The sequence below is a fragment of the Streptomyces sp. genome, from assembly GCF_036524955.1.
Taxonomy (GTDB): Bacteria; Actinomycetota; Actinomycetes; order Streptomycetales; family Streptomycetaceae; genus Actinacidiphila.
Window position 1 is genome coordinate 1 of record NZ_DATDBG010000004.1, and the last position, 17278, is coordinate 17278.

Below are 17278 nucleotides of genomic sequence, written 5' to 3' on the forward strand. Positions count from 1 at the left end.
CGGTTCATCAAGCACCGCCGGACGGCGTGGTGCATCCGACCGCGCGGGAGGAGGCCGTACGCGGTGAAGGGTCGGGCCGCCACGCTTCCGTCGACGTCCTCGCGCAGGAAGTCCGTCGCCGCCGCCCGCGCCGGGTGGGACCGCCCCGGACTGGTCGTACGACGTCAGGCACGTCGCGGGCGGGGAGGGAGCCGCGCGCGGGGTCAGGGGCGGAGGGCGGTGAGGTCCGGGCCGGGGAGGTGGATCCAGCCCTCCTGCCGGGCGGCTGCGCGCTCGTGCGGGGAACTCGGCCACCACGTGTCGTCCAGCAGCACGGCGCGGGCGACGAGGGCGCAGATCAGGACGTCGAGGTGGTCGTGGCTGGCGACGCACCGGGTGCGTACCGCCTCCGGGAGGATGCGGCCGAGGCCGGCCTCGACCTGGTGGACGACGTGTTCCCGTACGGCGCGGGCTTCGGGCCGTACGTTCTTGTAGCTGCCGGTGAGGTGGATCCGCCAGCGCCGCAGCGCCGCAGCGGGGTACACCTCGGCGACCGGCCCCGACCCGTCCCTGGGCACGGCGACACCCGCTGCCGCGAGGGCGTCGAGCAGGTAGGCCGCCCGCAGCGCGACCACGCCCAGCAGATCGGTGGAGACGGACAGCGGCGGACGCGTCGACGTCGCCTTCCATGTGAGGTCGTCGGTCAGGCGGAACCGCAGCGCGTCCAGACCGGGCCTGCCGTCCGCCCGGCCCTCGAACCGCGCGGCCGGCGGCAGCCGCGTCCCGTGATGGTGCGCCAGCACCGTCGCCACGAAACCCGACGGCCAGCCGAGCGGGCAGTCCAGGCCGGTCTTGTCGGCCTCCCGGACCACGGCCAGCAGGTCCGCGTCCCCCTGCGGCGCAAGGAACTCCACCCCCGGACCGCCCCCCGCCTCCCACACCATCCGGCACACGGCGGTCCGCCGCGCACTCGCCGCCAGATCGATGCCGACCGTCACCGCATCCCCGCGCTCCATGCCCCGATCCTCCCCCGGGACGGGCCGCCCGGAGCGCCGGACGCCCCGCCGGTGAGGCCCGGCGGGGCGTCCGTGCGAGACCGGTGACCCGTGCCAGAGCACGGGTCAGGGCCCGTGTCAGGCCGCGAGCACAGGGTGCAGCACGACCTTCGTGTAACCCTCGATCCGCTTGTCGAACTTCTCGTACGCCACGGGCGCCTGGTCCAGCGGAAGCTCGTGCGAGACGACGAAGCTGGGCTTCGCCCGACCGGCGATGATGAGGTCGCGCAGCTGCCGGTTGTACCGCTTGACGTTGCACTGGCCGGTGCCCATCCGCTGGCCCTTCTCGAACATCTTGCCGATCGAGACCAGCAGTTGGCCGCGCCTGGCGTTGTCGTCCGGGCCGCCCGGGTCGGACGGCACGTACAGGCCCGGCACGCCGAGCATGCCCGTGGGCCGGACCGTGGCGACCAGTTCGTTGAGCACGATCGCCGGTTCCTCGTGGGAGGCGTCGTGCGACTGCGCCTGGTAACCGACCGCGTCCACGCCCTTGTCGGTGCCTTCGCCATCGGTCTGCTCGCGGATCTGCTCCGCGGGGTCACCCTTGGTGAAGTCGATCGGCACGGCCCCGATCTCCTCGGCCTTCGCCAGCCGCTCGGGCACCCGGTCGACGCTGAACACCTTCGACGCGCCACGCAGCAGCGCCGAGTAGGCGGCCATCAGCCCCACCGGGCCGGCCCCGTAGACCGCGATGCTCTCGCCGGGGACCAGCTGCGCGAGTTCGCAGCCGTGGTAGCCGGTCGGGAAGATGTCGGCGAGCAGTATGAAGTCGGTCTCCCACTGTTCGCCGGCGGGCAGCTTCAGGCAGTTGAAGTCGGCGTACGGTACGCGCAACTTCTCGGCCTGCCCGCCCTTGTACGGGCCCATCGCCACATAACCGTAGGCGCCGCCGGCGAAGCCGGGGTTCACCGTCAGGCAGAAGCCGGTGAACCCGGCCAGGCAGTTCTTGCAGAACCCGCACGCCACGTTGAACGGCATCACCACCCGGTCACCGGGCTTGAGGGACGTCACGCCCGAGCCGATCTCCTCGATCACGCCGAGGTTCTCGTGCCCGAAGACGATGCCGGGCTCGGCCGCGGTACGGCCCTCGTACATGTGCAGGTCGGACCCGCAGATCGCGGAGGACGTGACCCGTACGAGGACATCGTTGGGGTGCTCGATGCGGGGGTCCTCCACCTCCGCCACCTTGACGGCGAAGGGTTTCTCGTATACGACTGCCTTCATCTCCACCACCTCCGTGAGGATTGCTCCGGATGAGCGGCAGCAGGCAGCGGTCAGTGCGTCCCGCGCGGCGACGCCCGGCGTGCACCGATGTGCAACGTCGGCGGTGCCGCAACGCGCGGGACGACTGACGTCGTCTGACCGCCGGACACTTCCAGCTAACCGCGACCTGTCGATCAACTCAAGTCGGCTCGGGTGTCCCCGGCCCTGCGTGACCCGTCGTGCGCCCCGGTGACCGTACCCGGCCACCGCGGTAAGTCCGGCTACTCACTAGCCGTTGACCTGGGGGTTCGCGGCCATCACGGCTTCCGCGGTCCGCCACAGGCGCGGCAGGTACCGGATCACCTCACCGGCTCGGTCGAGGAGGTCCGCGCTTGAGGTGACGCCGAGGTCGGCGACGGCCGCGCGGAAGGCCGGGGCGAGGGCGCGGTGCAGCTCCGGCGCGTCCGCGGCGAGGACGGTGTGACAGCGGGCGAAGGTCGCGACGATCCAGAAGACCGCCTCGCGGTGGAGGCCGCGGTCGACGAGGTCCCAGCTCCCGTCGATCGCGATCGGCCGCGCGGCCCGCGTGATGTCGCTGCTGAAGAAGAACGGGGTCCGCGCCACCCGGACGGTCGCGTCGAACGTCTCGGCGAGCGCGCCCAGATGCTGCCGCACGCGCCCAGCGGACAGCCGCGCCGCGCCGAGCAGTTCCAGCAGCTCCGGGTAGCGCCCGAAGTGGCCGTACTGGTCGAGAACCTCGCGCGCGGCCACGTAGCGCAGGCGAACCGTGGGATTGCGCAGTGCCGCGACCAGCAGCACGTGCGTGGTCACCCCGGTGGGAAACAGCCACGCCGTCACCTGCTCGTGGAAGGGCGCCGACGCGTCGATCGCCGCGAGCCGCCCCTCGACCCGCCGCCGTGCGTCCTCACACCGCCGCCGCACCCAGTACCGGTTCGCGAAGCCGTCCGCGACCCGTGCGTGCAGCTCCCGCAGGTGACCGGTGGGATCGTCGATGACCGTGTCCGTCCGGAACCCGCCGGCCAGGTGGTACGACCCGAGCACTGCCTCCGCCGACGCGATCTCCCGCCAGGGCACATAGCTCACTTCCAGCAGGGCCCCGCGGTGACGGAACTTCCCTGGTTTTCCCGGCGGATCGTCCCGGCCCGTCACCACGACGACGTCCACGTCCGAGGACCGCGCCAACTCGGCGTCGTCCGCCATCCCGACCGTCGACCCGGTGACGTAGGCCCCCCGGAAGTCCGGTTCACGGCGGGCGTGGCGGGCCACCCAGTGGACGGCCGCGGAACGCGCGGCGCCGGCTTTCACGGTGACATCGCTCCCGGTGACTGGTGACGATGGGTGGGCCCATCGCGGCCCGGGCCGGGCCGGATGGCGGTCGGCCCCGGTCTGCGGCCCGATGACGAGGCCGCCATTCTCCCGCCTTCCCCAGGGGTGGGCTGCTGCGCGCCCTGTACGGCCGGAGGCCACGGACTCCCCGCGGCGTCCTCACCGCACCCGAACCGGCGATCCGCGGACGCGCCCACCGCGACACCGCCCGCGCCGGCTGGGGCGCGAGCGGCCGCCGCTGGTGCCCGCTCGTTCCTCCGCGCGGGCTCACCGCCCGGCCCACGGGGCCGCCGCACCATGTGAGGACCGTCCGGCGGACCCGCCGGACGGCCCAGGCCACCGCCGTGCCGCGCGACCCTACGCTGACGAGCGCGAGGAGTGCGTGGGCCGCGACACCTGCGCCCGCACGGCGGCGGTCCGGGGCAGCCGCTGCTCCACCCAGATGATCTTGCCGCCGGTGGTGTATCGCGTCCCCCAGTGCTCGGCGAGCTGCGCGACGAGGAACAGGCCGCGCCCGCCCTCGTCCGTGGAGGCCGCGTACCGCAGGTGCGGGGACGTACTGCTGGTGTCGGCGACCTCGCAGATCAGCGTACGGTCGCGCAGCAGGCGGACCTCGATCGGCCCGGTGGCGTACCGGATCGCGTTGGTGGTCAGCTCACTGAGGATCAGCTCCGTGGTGAACGCCAGCTCGTCCAGGCCCCACTCCGCCAACTGCCTGTTCGCGTCGGCCCGTACGGCGGCCACGGCCGCGGGGTCGGTCGCTACCTCCCAGCGCGCGATCCGATCGTCCGGCAGCGCGCGGGTGCGGGCGACGAGCAGGGCGATGTCGTCCCTGGGGTCGGTGGACAGCAGCGCGTCGAGCACTCTTTCGCAGGTCTCCTCCGGCGTGCGGTCGGGGCCGGCCAGGGCGCCGCGCAGGAGTTCCAGGCCGACGTCGATGTCCCGGTTGCGGTCCTCCACGAGCCCGTCCGTGTAGAGGACGAGCCGGCTGCCCTCCGGCACCTCCCGGTCCACCGCTTCGAAGGGCAGGCCGCCCAGGCCCAGCGGCGGGCCGGCCGGCACGTCGAGGAACTCCACGGAGCCGTCGGGATGGACCAGCGCGGGCGGCAGGTGACCGGCCCGGGCCAACTGGCAACGGCGCGAGACCGGGTCGTATATCGCGTAGAGGCAGGTCGCCCCGGCGATGGGGCCGCCCCCGGAGTCCCCCTCGTCCTTGTCGATCCGGCCGACCAGGTCGTCCACGTGCGCCAGCAGGTCGTCGGGCGGCAGGTCCAGCATGGAGAAGTTGGAGACCGCCGTCCGCAGCCGGCCCATGGTGGCCGCCGCGTGCATGCCGTGCCCGACGATGTCCCCCACGACCACCGCGACACGGGCGCCCGGCAGCGGGATGACGTCGAACCAGTCCCCGCCGACCCCCGCCTGCGCGGGCAGATAGCGGTAGGAGACATCGAGGGCGTCCTGTTCCGGCAGTCCGTGCGGCAGCAGACTCTGCTGGAGGCTCACCGCCATCCGGTGGTTGCCGGTGACGGCCGAGTCGAGCTGTTCCGGGGTGGCGTACTTCGTGTCGAAGAAGCCGCTGTTCCGGCCGACCCGCAGCACCGCCACCCGGTCCGCGACCGCGCGCACCTCGTCCATCTCGTGGCTGATCAGGAGCACACCGAGCCGCTGGTCACGCAGGCGCTGGACCAGTTCCAGGATCACGGCGGCCTGCCGGGGGCCGAGCGCGGCGGTGGGTTCGTCGAGGATGACCAGCTTGGGCTCGCCGATCAGCGCCCGTGCGACGGCCACGCCCTGGCGCTGGGCGGCGGACAGCGAGGCGACCGGGACCCGCAGGCTGGGAATCGTGACCGAGAGGGAGTCCAGCAGCCCGCGGGAGCGCTGCTCCATCTCGACCTCGTCCAGCATGCCGAATCTGCGCAGCTCACGGCCGAGGTAGAGGTTGCCGACCGTGTCGAGGCTCTCGCACAGCGACAGGTCCTGGTGGACGGTGGCTATCCCCAGGTTCTGGGCGTCCAGCGGCCGGCGGATGTCGACCGGCCGGCCCTGCCACTCGATCACCCCGCTGTCCGGCGGAAACACCCCGGCGATCGCCTTGACCAGAGTGGACTTGCCGGCGCCGTTGCTGCCGACGAGGCCGACGGCTTCTCCCTCGTGGATTTCGAGATCGACGTCGGACAGGGCCTGCACGGCACCGAATCGCTTCGAGATCCCACGCACGGCGAGCAGGGGGGCGCCTCTCACGAAACCACCTCCTCCCCCGGGCGGGCCTCGGTTCATGGGTTCGCCGGGGCGGACCGCGTCAGCGCACCGTGCAGAACCGCGAGGAGCCTACCGCCGTTTCCGGCCAGCGGGGCGTGTTCCCTCCCATGATCTCCGCCGGACCGACATCGGCAAGGACGGCTGGAACATGCCAGTGGTCCACGAACTGGAGCCGCCGATACCGGTACGCGCACCGGTTCCGGCACGCCCGCCGTAATGAAAGTGCGTCGGGGCAAACGTGCGTACCCATAGACGCAGGCGGGCGCGTTACCGGCGGGGGGCGAGTCGGCGACGACGGCCGGCGTACGCATTCGGCGTAGGGGCCGGCCCGGACGGTAAGCGGCGCCCGCGCCGGCCGTACGCCGACCTAGCCGTCCCTCCGTCAGGACGCGCCGCTCCGGGAAAAGAAGCGAATAAACATCGGGCGATCCGCCACCCCCTGTGCAAGTCCCGCTTTCCGGCCACTACCCCTTTTTGAGATCACCGGAAACGCTTCTGTGCACGCACGACGAGACCCCACTCATCAGCATGGCGTATATGCTTCGCGCACCCCTCTCTTGACATGTGACCACCAAGGAGAGACCTTGAGTTCTGCATCGGCCGACCGGCCGGTGCGTCACGAGTCATTTCCTGCCCGGCCGCCGGAAGCTCAGGGTGCTGCTTGATACGCCGTACCGTGATTGATCGCCGGTTGTCTCCTTCGGTGGGAGATTTCTTCTCGGCTGCTCCCACCGGTTCGGAAACGCGTATGCGCCAGGCTGGAAGGCTCTGCTCGCACGAGGAGGATTCGCTATGAAGTCGACCGTCAAGATGAAGAACGCAGGCAAGAAGATCACCGTGCGCAAGACCGGGGACGTGCGCCTCACCTCGGCCGCCTGTCAGTGCCCGTACAGCGTCGAGGCCTGATCGCCGACCGCTGATCGCCGGCGCCCGGTAACCGGCGCCTGAGTACCGGCGCCGGAAGGCCGGCGCTGAGTACGGGTAATCCTGCCGGGGTCCGGTCTGCTTTCCGGACCCCGGCAGTTCCGGGCTCTGACAGCGATTTCCTGGGGAGGAGGCGACATGAGCGAACCGACCCTCGCCGTACACGAACTGAGCTTCGTCGCGGAAGGCGACGACGTCGTGGTCGGGCGGCTGGACACAGGTTCCTACGCGGTGTTCCCCGCCGACGGCGCGGAATTGCTGAAACGACTGGCCGACGGGCTGCCGCTGCGGGAAGCCGCCGAATGGTACGAGTCCACCTTCAGCGAACCGGTCGACGTGGACGACTTCGTGAGCACGCTGCGCGAGCTGGGGTTCGTACGGGAGAACGCCGACGACGCCCCGGGCGGGGAGCAGCCGGCCGGGCCGGCGCAGCCGCCGCGGTTCAAGGGCCTGGGCCGGGCCGTCTTCTCCCCGCTCGCCTGGGCCGCGTACGCCGGCGTGGTCGTCGCGTGGCTGGTGGTCCTGGCCCGCCACAGCGATCTGGTACCGACCGCCTCGCAGTTCTTCTTTGTGAAGTCGCTGGTCATCGTCCAGGTGGTGATCACCTTCGGGCAGATCCCGCTCATTTTGCTCCACGAGGGGTTCCACATCCTGGCCGGTCGGCGCCTCGGCCTACCGAGCCGGCTGCGGCTGAGCAACCGCCTCACCTACATCGTGGCCGAAACCCAGATCAACGGCCTGATGAGCGTGGAACGCCGCAAGCGCTACCTTCCCTTTCTGTCCGGCATGGTCTGCGACCTGGTCGTGCTCGGCGTACTCGGCCTGATCGCCCAAGCCGCCCGGAATTCCGACGGCGGTTTCTCCCTGACCTCCAAGGTCTGCCTCGCGTTCGGCTTCACGGTGACCCTGCGATTCCTCTGGCAGTTCCAGTTGTATCTGCGGACCGACCTCTTCTACGTGGTGGCGACGGCGCTGAAGACCTACGACCTGCACGACGCGAGCAAGGCCATTCTGAAGAACCGGATCTGGCGCCTGTTACGCCTCCGCCACCGGATCGTGGACGAAGAGCAGTGGACCGAACGGGACCGCAAGGTCGGTGTCTACTACGGCCCCTTCCTCATACTGGGCGTGTGTACGTTCATCGCGCTCACCGTCTTCGCCAGCATTCCGGTGAGCGTCCGCTACTTCACCATCGCGGCGGAGGCCATCGGCTCCGGCGACATCGACGCGCATTTCTGGGACTCGGTCGTCTCCCTGTGTTTCAACGTGGCCCAGGTGGTCACGCTCGTCATTCTGTCCAGAGGAAAGCGGAAAGAGCGGTCGCGCTTCGTTCCGCGGCTGTCCGGAAGTGAGGGCTGAGGGGTGAGGGAATTGGTCGGCCATCGGAGGATCGTCGGAGCCAGCCGGGGGGAGCGGCTGGCGGCGGCCGGGGCGGGAATCCAGGACGGCGCCGGGACCGGGGCCGAGCCCGGCGCGGTGGGCGCCGCCCGCCTGCTGGTCGCCCGCTGCCACCGGCGACTGCGCGGCCCGTACACGGGTGTCGACACCGTCCTGACGGCCGTCCTGCCCGACGCCGTACACCGATGGCCGGACCTGGTGGAGCACCACCGGGTCGAGCTGCTCTACGGCATGCCCGAGCTGGAGAACCTGATCGGGCCGGCGCCGCGGACCCTCGCCTCGGAGTCACCGTTCAAGCAGCGCACCCGCTTCTTCGGGGCCGGGATGATCCGGTGCATGAGCCAAGGGATCGTCACGTTCCTGCTGGAGTACGCGCGGCGGGCCCGGCGCATCGGCCAGGACGTACCGGACCTGCTCTTCGAGGAGGTGCACGAGGCCGAGCCGACAGCCCAGGAGTTCATCGCCCTGCTGATCCGCCGGGCCGATCCGGAGATCCTTCGGGTGACGGTCGCGAGCACCGCGGGGCGACTGGACCAGGAGCTGGAGTCGGTGCTCGCCGCGCGCGCCGGGACCGTCGAGTGCCCCGGCAGCGCGCCCGGACCACGGCCGGCGCGCGACGCGTACGAGCTGGTCGCCGCCTACGTACGCGGTGACGGCACCAGCGACGACGCCGAGGAACTGCGCGCCTACGAGGAAGCGCTCACCGACCGGCCCGAAGAGGTCCGGCGGCTGCACGACGAGCGGGCCGAGGAGCTGGAAGCGGGGCTCGCGAAGGACGACTGGGGCCTGCGCGTCGGCGCGCTGGCGTACCACCGCGAGCGGGGCGGCGATCCGGGCGGCGCGGGGCGGCGGGCGCTGCTGGACGCGCTGAAGTTCTGCGTCAAGGTCGGGTTCTCGGCAGCGGTGGTGGATCTGGGTCGGCGCGGCCGGGCCGTCACCGATCCGGTCGCCGACCAGCACGACTTCTGGGATTTCACCCACCAGGCCGCCTCCGCCTGCATTCCGATCGGGCGGCTGACGGAGTCGATGGACCTCTACACCGACCTGCTCCAGCGGTACACCGACCCCAAAGTGCACATGATGACGAGTTACGCGATCGCCATGCTGCACACCCGGTTCTTCCAGCCCCGCGACCACGACCTGGCGCTGCGCTGGCAGCACAACGCGGTCGCCATCGCGGGCATCCTGCCCGACCCCGACGACCGGCGGACGTTCAGCGTCTTCCACGACAACGGCCTCGCCCTGATCGAGATGCACCGCGGCAACTTCGCCCGCTCACTGGAGCTGATCGAGTCCGGCATCGCGCGGCTCGACGCAGAGCTGGAACCCGACCAGTGGCAGCTCCACCGTTCGCAACTCCTCTACAACCGGGCGCGGTTGCTGGCTGGCATGGGCCGCACCGACGAGGCGTACACGGACTACTCGACCCTGATCGACCTCGACCCCTACTACACCGACTACCTCTCCGAGCGCGCCCGGATCTCCCGCACCCGCGGCGACTACGACGCGGCGCTCGCCGACTACGACCGCGCGGTCACCCTGGCGCCGCCGTTCCCCGAACTCTTCTACAACCGCGGTACGGCCCGCGCCGACACCGGCGACATCGACGGCGCCCTCGCCGACTTCGGCTACGTACTCGCCATGGAGCCGGACGACCTCGACACCCGGCTGGCCCGCGCGGAACTCCTGGTCGGCCTGGGCGAGTTGGACGCCGCGGAGGAAGACGTCACCGAGGGCCTGGCGCTGCGTCCCGGCGAACCGCGCCTGCTGTGCATGCAGGGCACGGTCCACCTCCAGCGCGGCACCCTGGACGCCGCCGCCGACAGCCTGAACGCGGCGCTCGACCTGGACCCCCGGTACCCGGCCGCCCTGATCAACCGCGCGGTCGTCCACTATCACCGCGGCGAGTTCCCCGCCGCCGTCACCGACCTGACCACCGCGCTCGCCCTCACCGGTGACGACCCCGACATCCTCCTGAACCGTGGCATCGCCCACCACGCCCAGGGCCACACCACCCTCGCCCTGGCCGACTTCGACCACGCCCTCACCCTGCCGGGCGCGGACCTCCCCGAACTCGCACTGCACCGCGAGCGCTGCCTGTCGGACGCGGCGGCGGCCCGCTGAGCCCGCGGGGGGCGTGCGAGAGCGCGCCCCCCGCACAGGGACGCGGGGCTGCGCGTCCCGCCACCGCCGCACCCGACGACGAACCGCACAACCCCGCGGTCGGGGCCGACCGCCACGCCGCGCGGGAGCAGGCCCACCGCCCGGCGGGCCGAGGCCAGGTCCACCGGGGGTCGCCGAACAGGGCTCGCCGGCGGACCACCGAGGCGCGCAGGCCCACGGAGAGTTCAGGATCGGCGTCGCGGCAGCAGGCCGCCCCGGTCGACCGCGCGCCGTACCGCGGCCGACGCGCTCATCGGGCGGCGTCCTGCGGGTACCAGCGCAGTTCGAGGGTGTTGCCGTCGGGATCCTGGACGTAGACGGACTGGGCGGAGCCGCGGGCGCCCCAGCGCGGGCCAGGGCCTTCCAGGACGGTGAAGGTGCCGGAGTCCACGACCTCGTGCCAGTCGAGAGGTTCGACCACCAGGCAGATGTGGTCGACGTTGGCGTCACCGCGGGGGCCGTGGACCAGGTCGATGACGGTGCCGGCACTGACCCGGACGGAGGGGAAGGGCGCCCGGCCGGAGCGCCACTCCTCGACCCGCTCGGGCTGGAGGCCCAGCGGTCCGGTGTAGAAGGCCAGCGCCCGCTCGACGTCCGCCACATTGAGCACCAGATGGTCGAAGCCGGTCACACGCACGGGACAGCTCCTCTCCGTCGCCCGGCCGTCGCACGTCTCTCACGATCCGGTCCGGTCCGGTCCGAATTCGATCCTCGCCGCGGTGACGGGGAGCGGTCAACCGCCGGGGCGGCCCGCCGCCTCCGGCCCCAGGACCCGCGAGCTCCCCGGACCGGTGAACCCGCGACCGGGGACCGGTACCCCGCACCCGGTATCCGGAGCGCCCCGGCACGAGATATCTTGACATCAAGACATGGTAGACACGAAGCGGAGTACCGGTGACTGACTCGACCATCATCTACACGCACACTGACGAGGCCCCGGCCCTGGCAACGTATTCGTTCCTGCCGGTGGTCCAGGCGTACGCCTCGACGGCGGGCGTCACTGTGGAGACTCGCGACATCTCCCTGGCCGGGCGGATCATCGCGAGCTTCCCGGAGCGGCTGGAGGAGGGCCGGCGCGTCGACGACGCCCTCACCGAACTCGGCGAACTGGCGAAGACCCCCGGCGCCAACATCATCAAACTGCCGAACATCTCGGCCTCCATCCCACAGCTCAAAGCCGCGATCACCGAGCTCCAGCAGCAGGGCTACGCGCTGCCGGACTACCCCGACGACCCGAAGACCGACGAGGACCGGGACATCCGCGCCCGGTACGACAAGGTCAAGGGCAGCGCCGTCAACCCGGTGCTCCGCGAGGGCAACTCCGACCGCCGCGCCCCCGCCTCGGTCAAGAACTACGCGAAGACGCACCCGCACCGCATGGGCGCCTGGACGGCCGAGTCGAAGACCAACGTCGCCACCATGGACGTGGACGACTTCCGCCACACCGAGAAGTCCGCCGTCGTCGCGGCCGACGGCGCGCTGCGGATCGAGCTGTCCGGCGACGACGGCTCCACGACGGTGCTGCGCGAGTCCGTGCCCGTACTCGCGGGCGAGGTCGTGGACGCGTCCGTGATGCGGGTGGCGGCGCTGCGCGAGTTCCTCACGGCGCAGGTCGCGCGGGCCAAGGCCGAGGGCGTGCTGTTCTCGGTGCACCTGAAGGCCACCATGATGAAGGTCTCCGACCCGATCGTCTTCGGCCATGTGGTGCGGGCGTTCTTCCCGAAGACCTTCGCCGAGTACGGCGCGGTGCTCGCCACCGCGGGCCTGACCCCGAACGACGGCCTCGGCGGCGTCTTCAAGGGCCTGGAGTCGCTGCCCGAGGGCGACGCGATCAGGGCGTCCTTCGACGCCGAGCTCGCCGAGGGTCCCGCACTCGCCATGGTCGACTCCGACCGCGGCATCACCAACCTGCACGTCCCCAGCGACGTCATCGTGGACGCCTCCATGCCGGCCATGATCCGCACCTCCGGCCACATGTGGGGCCCGGACGGCCAGGAGGCGGACACCCTCGCGGTGCTCCCCGACAGCAGCTACGCCGCGGTCTACCAGGCCGTCGTCGACGACTGCCGCGCGCACGGCGCCCTCGACCCGGCCTCGATGGGCTCGGTGCCGAACGTCGGCCTGATGGCGCAGAAGGCCGAGGAGTACGGCAGCCACGACAAGACCTTCGAGATCCCGGTCACCGGCACGGTCCGGGTGGTCGACGGCGCCGGCGACGTCGTACTGGAGCAGGTCGTGGGCGCCGGCGACATCTTCCGGATGTGCCAGACCAAGGACGCGCCCATCAGGGACTGGGTCAAGCTCGCCGTGACCCGCGCCCGCGCGACCGGTGACCCGGCGGTGTTCTGGCTGGACGAGACCCGCGCCCACGACGCGCGGCTCATCGCCAAGGTCCAGGAGTACCTGCCCGAGCACGACACCGAGGGCCTGCGGATCGAGATCATGGCGCCGGCCGAGGCGACGGCGTTCTCCCTGGAGCGCATCCGCCGCGGCGAGAACACCATCTCCGTCACCGGCAACGTACTGCGCGACTACCTGACCGACCTGTTCCCGATCCTGGAGCTCGGCACCAGCGCCAAGATGCTCTCCGTCGTCCCGCTGATGAACGGCGGCGGCCTGTTCGAGACCGGCGCCGGCGGCTCCGCGCCCAAGCACGTCCAGCAGCTCGTCAAGGAGAACTACCTGCGCTGGGACAGCCTGGGCGAGTTCCTGGCGCTCGCGGTCAGCTTCGAGCAGCTCGCGCAGACCACCGGCAACGCCCGCGCTCAGGTGCTGGCCGACACCCTGGACCGCGCGACGGCCACCTTCCTGGACCGCGACAAGTCCCCCAGCCGCAGGCTGGGCGGCATCGACAACCGCGGCAGCCACTTCTACCTCGCCCTGTACTGGGCGCAGGAGCTGGCCGCGCAGACCGACGACGCCCAGCTCGCCGAGGCGTTCACCGCTCTTGCCTCGACCCTCGCCGAGCAGGAGCAGACCATCGTCGAGGAGCTGATCGCCGTCCAGGGCTCCCCGGCCGACATCGGCGGCTACTACCAGCCGGTCCCGGCGAAGGCGGCGGCCGTGATGCGCCCGTCGAAGGTCTTCAACGAGGCGATCGCGTCGCTGGGCTGAGAACGGCTCCGCCGGTTTCACGGTCCCGGTGAGCCCGGTCAGGGTTCGCCGGGACCGTCCGTTTCCGGTGAGCCCGGTCAGGGTCCACCGAGACCGTCCGGTTCGCCGCGGCCGGACCGGAGGAGGCGGTCGTGTCGGGTCGGGGGAGAGCGCAACCCTCGGTGAGGCACCAGGACCACCCGCGGTCGAAAGCGGCGTGTCCGCTTCTTCCTCGGCGAGGACCGCCGGCCAGTCCAGCGCTGCGGCCTGGGCGCTGAGCCTCGCGCCGCGCGCGACGGAATCGGCCGCCGGCACCAAGACCCCGCAGCGCAGGGACGGGCACGGGAGCGGGCACGGGGAGCAAGAGCGGGCAACGGCGGCGAGGCGGGGCACGGTGCGTCACATCGCGGCGCGGCCCCGCCAATCGGCTGACGTGAGCGCAGGTCACAGGCGTGTCGGGGCCGGCGGCCCGATTGATCGTCAGATCGTAGGGACGCCATATCCGGGCGCTGCCTCCGCGCCCGCTCGCCGTCCCGTCCCCAGGGAGCCCCTGAATGCGCCTGCTCGCTCGCGGCCTGTCCGCCGCGGCTCTGCTGCTCGTCCCTCTCGCCGTCGCACCGTCGGTGGCGTCGGCCGACCCGGTCCAGCCCACGCCCGCGCCTCTCATCCGCTCCGACCGGGCGGTGACCGGCCAGTACATCGTCACCCTGCGCAAGAACTACGACGCCGCCGAGACGGTCAAGACCGTCGGCGTCAAGCCGCTCTTCACCTACGGCTCCGTGATGCGTGGCTTCGCCGCCGTCCTCAGCTCGTCCCAGCTCGACCTGGTCCGCCGTACGCCCGGCGTCGAATCGGTCGAGGAGAACGCCACGGCCACCGCCTTCGGGACCGGGACGGGCCCGGACCGGATGGTCGGCCAGGGCGGCACGACCGGCGGCACCCGAGCCGCCGCGACCTCGTGGGGCCTGGACCGTATCGACCAGCGCAACCTCCCGCTGGACCGGCAGTTCACCACCGCCGGGGACGGTGACAGCGCGACCGCGTACATCATGGACACCGGGATCGACTACGGCCACAGCGAGTTCGGCGGTCGCGCGGTGCCCGGCTTCGACGCCATCGGCGACGGCCGCAACGGCCAGGACTGCAACGGCCACGGCACCCACGTGGCGGGTACGGTCGGCGGCGCCTCGCACGGGGTCGCGACCCGGGCCAGGCTGGTCAGCGTGCGGGTGCTCGGCTGTGACGGCAGCGGCAGCTGGGCCGGCGTGATCGCCGGATTCGACTGGGTCGCCCGCAACGCCACGCAGCCCGCCGTGCTCAACGCCTCCCTCGGCGGCGACTACTCCCGGGCCGTCAACGACGCCGCGGACGCGCTCTCCGACGCGGGCGTCCTGCCGGTGGTCGCGGCGGGCAACAGCTCCCAGGACGCCTGCGACGTCTCCCCGGCCAGCGCCGACCACGTGGCCACCATCGGGGCGACCGACCAGCGCGACCGGCAGACGAGCTTCAGCAACTTCGGCCAGTGCCTGTGGATGTACGCGCCCGGCCAGGCCATCGTCTCGGCCCGGCTCGGCGGCGGCAGCGTCGCCCTGGACGGCACCTCGATGGCCAGCCCGCACGCGGCCGGTGTCGCCCTGCTCTACAAGGCCTCGAACCCGACGGCGAGCGCGCAGACCGTGGCGACCTGGCTCGCCGAGCAGTCCACGAAGGACGTCCTCAGCGTCAGCGGGGGCTCGCCCAACCGCCTGCTGTTCACCGGCGGCCTCTGAGCGAGCCGCCCCACCGCACCACACGAGCCGCCTCGTCGGGACGACCGGTCCCGGCGGGGCGGCTCACGCGTGCGGCAGTGGTCGCGTGCGGCAATGGTTCCGGCAGTACGTCGCGGCGCCCGTACCCGCCCGGCCGTTCCCGCCCGCGGGTTCGGCCCGCGAGTCACAGCGTGGCGCGTCGCGGCGATCAGGCCCTCGACCAGCGCCCCGACCTCGCCGCGGATCGCCCGCGCCCGGTCACAAGTTGATCATGTGGCCGGAGAGCCCGTGCACCGCTTCCTTGACGGCCTCGCCCAGCGTCGGGTGGGCGTGGACGTTGCGGGCGACTTCGTGCACGGTGAGGTCCCACTGCTGGGCCAGGGTGAGTTCGGGCAGCAGCTCGGTGACGTCCGGACCGATCAGGTGCCCGCCGAGGATCTCGCCGTGCGTCGCGTCGCTGATCAGCTTCACGAAGCCGGTGGGGTCGCCTAGTCCGTGCGCCTTGGCGTTCGCGGTGAAGGGGAACTTCGCGACCTTGACGTCGAACCCCTTCTCCCGGGCCTGCGCCTCGGTCCAGCCGAAGCTGGCGATCTGCGGCTGGCAGTAGGTGGCGCGCGGGATCATCACGTAGTCGAGTTCCATCGTCTCGGCGTCCGCGATGGTCTCGGCGGCGATGATCCCCATGGCCTCGGCGGCGTGCGCGAGCATCAGTTTCGCGGTGACGTCGCCGATCGCGTAGAGGTGGGGCACGGAGGTACGGCAGCGGCCGTCCACCTCGATCGCACCGCGCTCGGTGAGCCGTACACCGATGGTCTCCAGGCCGTAACCGGTCACGTTCGGCACGAACCCGATCGCCTGGAGCACCTTGTCGGTCTCCAGCACCCGCTGAGCGCCGTCCTTCCCGGTGACCGTGACCCGCACCTGCGCCCCGGAGTCGTCGATCGCGTCCACCCGTGTGGAGGTGAGGACGTCGATGCCCAGCCTGCGGAACCGCTTGGCGAGTTCGGCGGAGACCTCGGCGTCCTCCAGCGGCGCCATCCGGTCCAGGAACTCCACGATCGTGACCTTGACGCCGTAGTTGTGCAGCACGTACGCGAACTCGACGCCGATCGCGCCGGCCCCCGCGATGACGATCGACTGCGGCAAGTCCCCGGTGAGGATCAGCTCCTCGTACGTGACGACGCGCTCGCTCAGCCCGGTGCCCGGCAGCAGCCGGGTGGTGGCGCCGGTGGCGATGATGCAGTTGTCGAAGGTGATCGTGCGCGCGGTGCCGTCCGACTGGGCCACCTGGAGGGTGTGCGCGTCCAGGAAGGTGCCGCGCCCGTCGATCTCGGTGATCCCGTTCTTCTTCATCAGGAAGTGGACGCCCTTGACCCGGCCGTCCGCGACCCGGCGGCTGCGGCGGAACGCCTCCCCGTAGTCGAAGGAGATCGGGCCGTCCGACGTGATGCCGAAGGTCTTCGCCTCGCGGGTGACGATGTGCGCCAACTCGGCGTTGCGCAGCAGCGCCTTGGTCGGGATGCAGCCGACGTTCAGGCAGACACCGCCCCAGTACTTCTGCTCGACCACCGCGACTCGCTGGCCCAGTTGGGCGGCGCGGACAGCGGCCGTGTAGCCGCCGGGGCCTGCTCCGAGTACGACGACGTCGAAGCGCTCGTCCATGAGGGTTCCTTCCTGGCCTGTCGTCATCCCTCGATGCTATGGCCTGCCTTGCGGATCTTGCCTGGCGCTGTACGGCGTGCGGAGCCGGCACCGCAACGACCCACCGCATCAACGCAAGAATCAAACGACCTGTCGTAGGTAGACACCAAAAGGAACGAAATCTTCGTGCACGAACCTTGTGGAAGGGGCCGGCCGGACCCTACTGTCGCCGCACTCCCGGCTCCCGGGAGACCCGAGAGAAACGAGCGTGCGATGTCACGGAGCATCACCGGTGCTGCGACGAGACGGGTCGGCCGGCCGCGGCGAAGAGCCGGACTCGCGGTCGCCGCGGCCACCGCGACCGCCGTCGGCCTCAGCGTGCTGGCCGGGGGCGGCACGGCCCTGGCCGGTACGGCCGGTGCGGCCGGCACAGCCAGTACGGCCAGTACGGCCGGCCCTGCCGACACG

The 17278-nt window shown here is 71.4% G+C and carries 10 protein-coding genes and 1 pseudogene; 5 read left to right on the plus strand and 6 right to left on the minus strand.

All coding sequences use genetic code 11. The features are described 5' to 3' along the window. Window positions 1–203 precede the first annotated feature (203 nt). From VIW71_RS00120 to VIW71_RS26470, 4 genes are all read right to left on the minus strand, one after another. Window positions 204–995, minus strand: coding sequence for a DUF429 domain-containing protein (locus VIW71_RS00120; RefSeq protein WP_331619667.1), 792 nt, complete (start codon window positions 993–995; stop codon window positions 204–206). Window positions 996–1112: 117 nt separating this feature from the next. Continuing rightward, window positions 1113–2258 (minus strand): glutathione-independent formaldehyde dehydrogenase, encoded by a 1146-nt coding sequence (locus VIW71_RS00125; RefSeq protein ID WP_331619668.1) that lies wholly within the window; start codon window positions 2256–2258, stop codon window positions 1113–1115. Between the two features lie 267 nt (window positions 2259–2525). Then, a complete protein-coding gene (locus VIW71_RS00130) occupies window positions 2526–3563 on the minus strand; it encodes a hypothetical protein (protein ID WP_331619669.1) in 1038 nt (345 codons plus the stop codon). A gap of 378 nt (window positions 3564–3941) precedes the next feature. Further along, on the minus strand, window positions 3942–5861 hold the full coding sequence (locus VIW71_RS26470; protein ID WP_414720610.1) for a SpoIIE family protein phosphatase: 1920 nt from the start codon (window positions 5859–5861) through the stop codon (window positions 3942–3944). A 1044-nt stretch (window positions 5862–6905) separates the two neighbouring features. Here VIW71_RS26470 and VIW71_RS00145 point away from each other — a divergent pair. Both VIW71_RS00145 and VIW71_RS00150 read left to right on the plus strand, forming a co-directional pair. Then, a complete protein-coding gene (locus tag VIW71_RS00145) occupies window positions 6906–8126 on the plus strand; it encodes a hypothetical protein (RefSeq protein WP_331619671.1) in 1221 nt (406 codons plus the stop codon). A 3-nt stretch (window positions 8127–8129) separates the two neighbouring features. Next, entirely contained in the window at window positions 8130–10289 is a 2160-nt protein-coding gene (locus VIW71_RS00150; RefSeq protein ID WP_331619672.1) for a tetratricopeptide repeat protein, read from the plus strand. 289 nt (window positions 10290–10578) lie between these two features. On the opposite strand, the gene VIW71_RS00155 is transcribed toward VIW71_RS00150, so the two are convergent. After that, window positions 10579–10965 carry a VOC family protein gene (locus VIW71_RS00155; RefSeq protein WP_331619673.1) on the minus strand — a complete coding sequence of 129 codons (387 nt, stop codon included), beginning with the start codon at window positions 10963–10965 and terminating at the stop codon, window positions 10579–10581. Between the two features lie 257 nt (window positions 10966–11222). Between VIW71_RS00155 and VIW71_RS00160 the strand changes: the two genes are divergently transcribed. Together VIW71_RS00160 and VIW71_RS00165 are read left to right on the plus strand one after the other, a co-directional pair. After that, a complete protein-coding gene (locus VIW71_RS00160) occupies window positions 11223–13442 on the plus strand; it encodes an NADP-dependent isocitrate dehydrogenase (RefSeq protein WP_331619674.1) in 2220 nt (739 codons plus the stop codon). A gap of 533 nt (window positions 13443–13975) precedes the next feature. Next, window positions 13976–15190, plus strand: a complete 1215-nt coding sequence (locus VIW71_RS00165; RefSeq protein WP_331619675.1) for a S8 family peptidase — start codon at window positions 13976–13978, stop codon at window positions 15188–15190. A 237-nt stretch (window positions 15191–15427) separates the two neighbouring features. On the opposite strand, the gene lpdA is transcribed toward VIW71_RS00165, so the two are convergent. Next, window positions 15428–16831: a dihydrolipoyl dehydrogenase gene (gene lpdA, locus VIW71_RS00170; RefSeq protein WP_331619677.1), complete on the minus strand. Its 1404-nt coding sequence runs from the start codon at window positions 16829–16831 to the stop codon at window positions 15428–15430. Window positions 16832–17083: 252 nt separating this feature from the next. Here lpdA and VIW71_RS00175 point away from each other — a divergent pair. After that, window positions 17084–17278: pseudogene (locus VIW71_RS00175) on the plus strand (hypothetical protein); the annotation flags it as partial.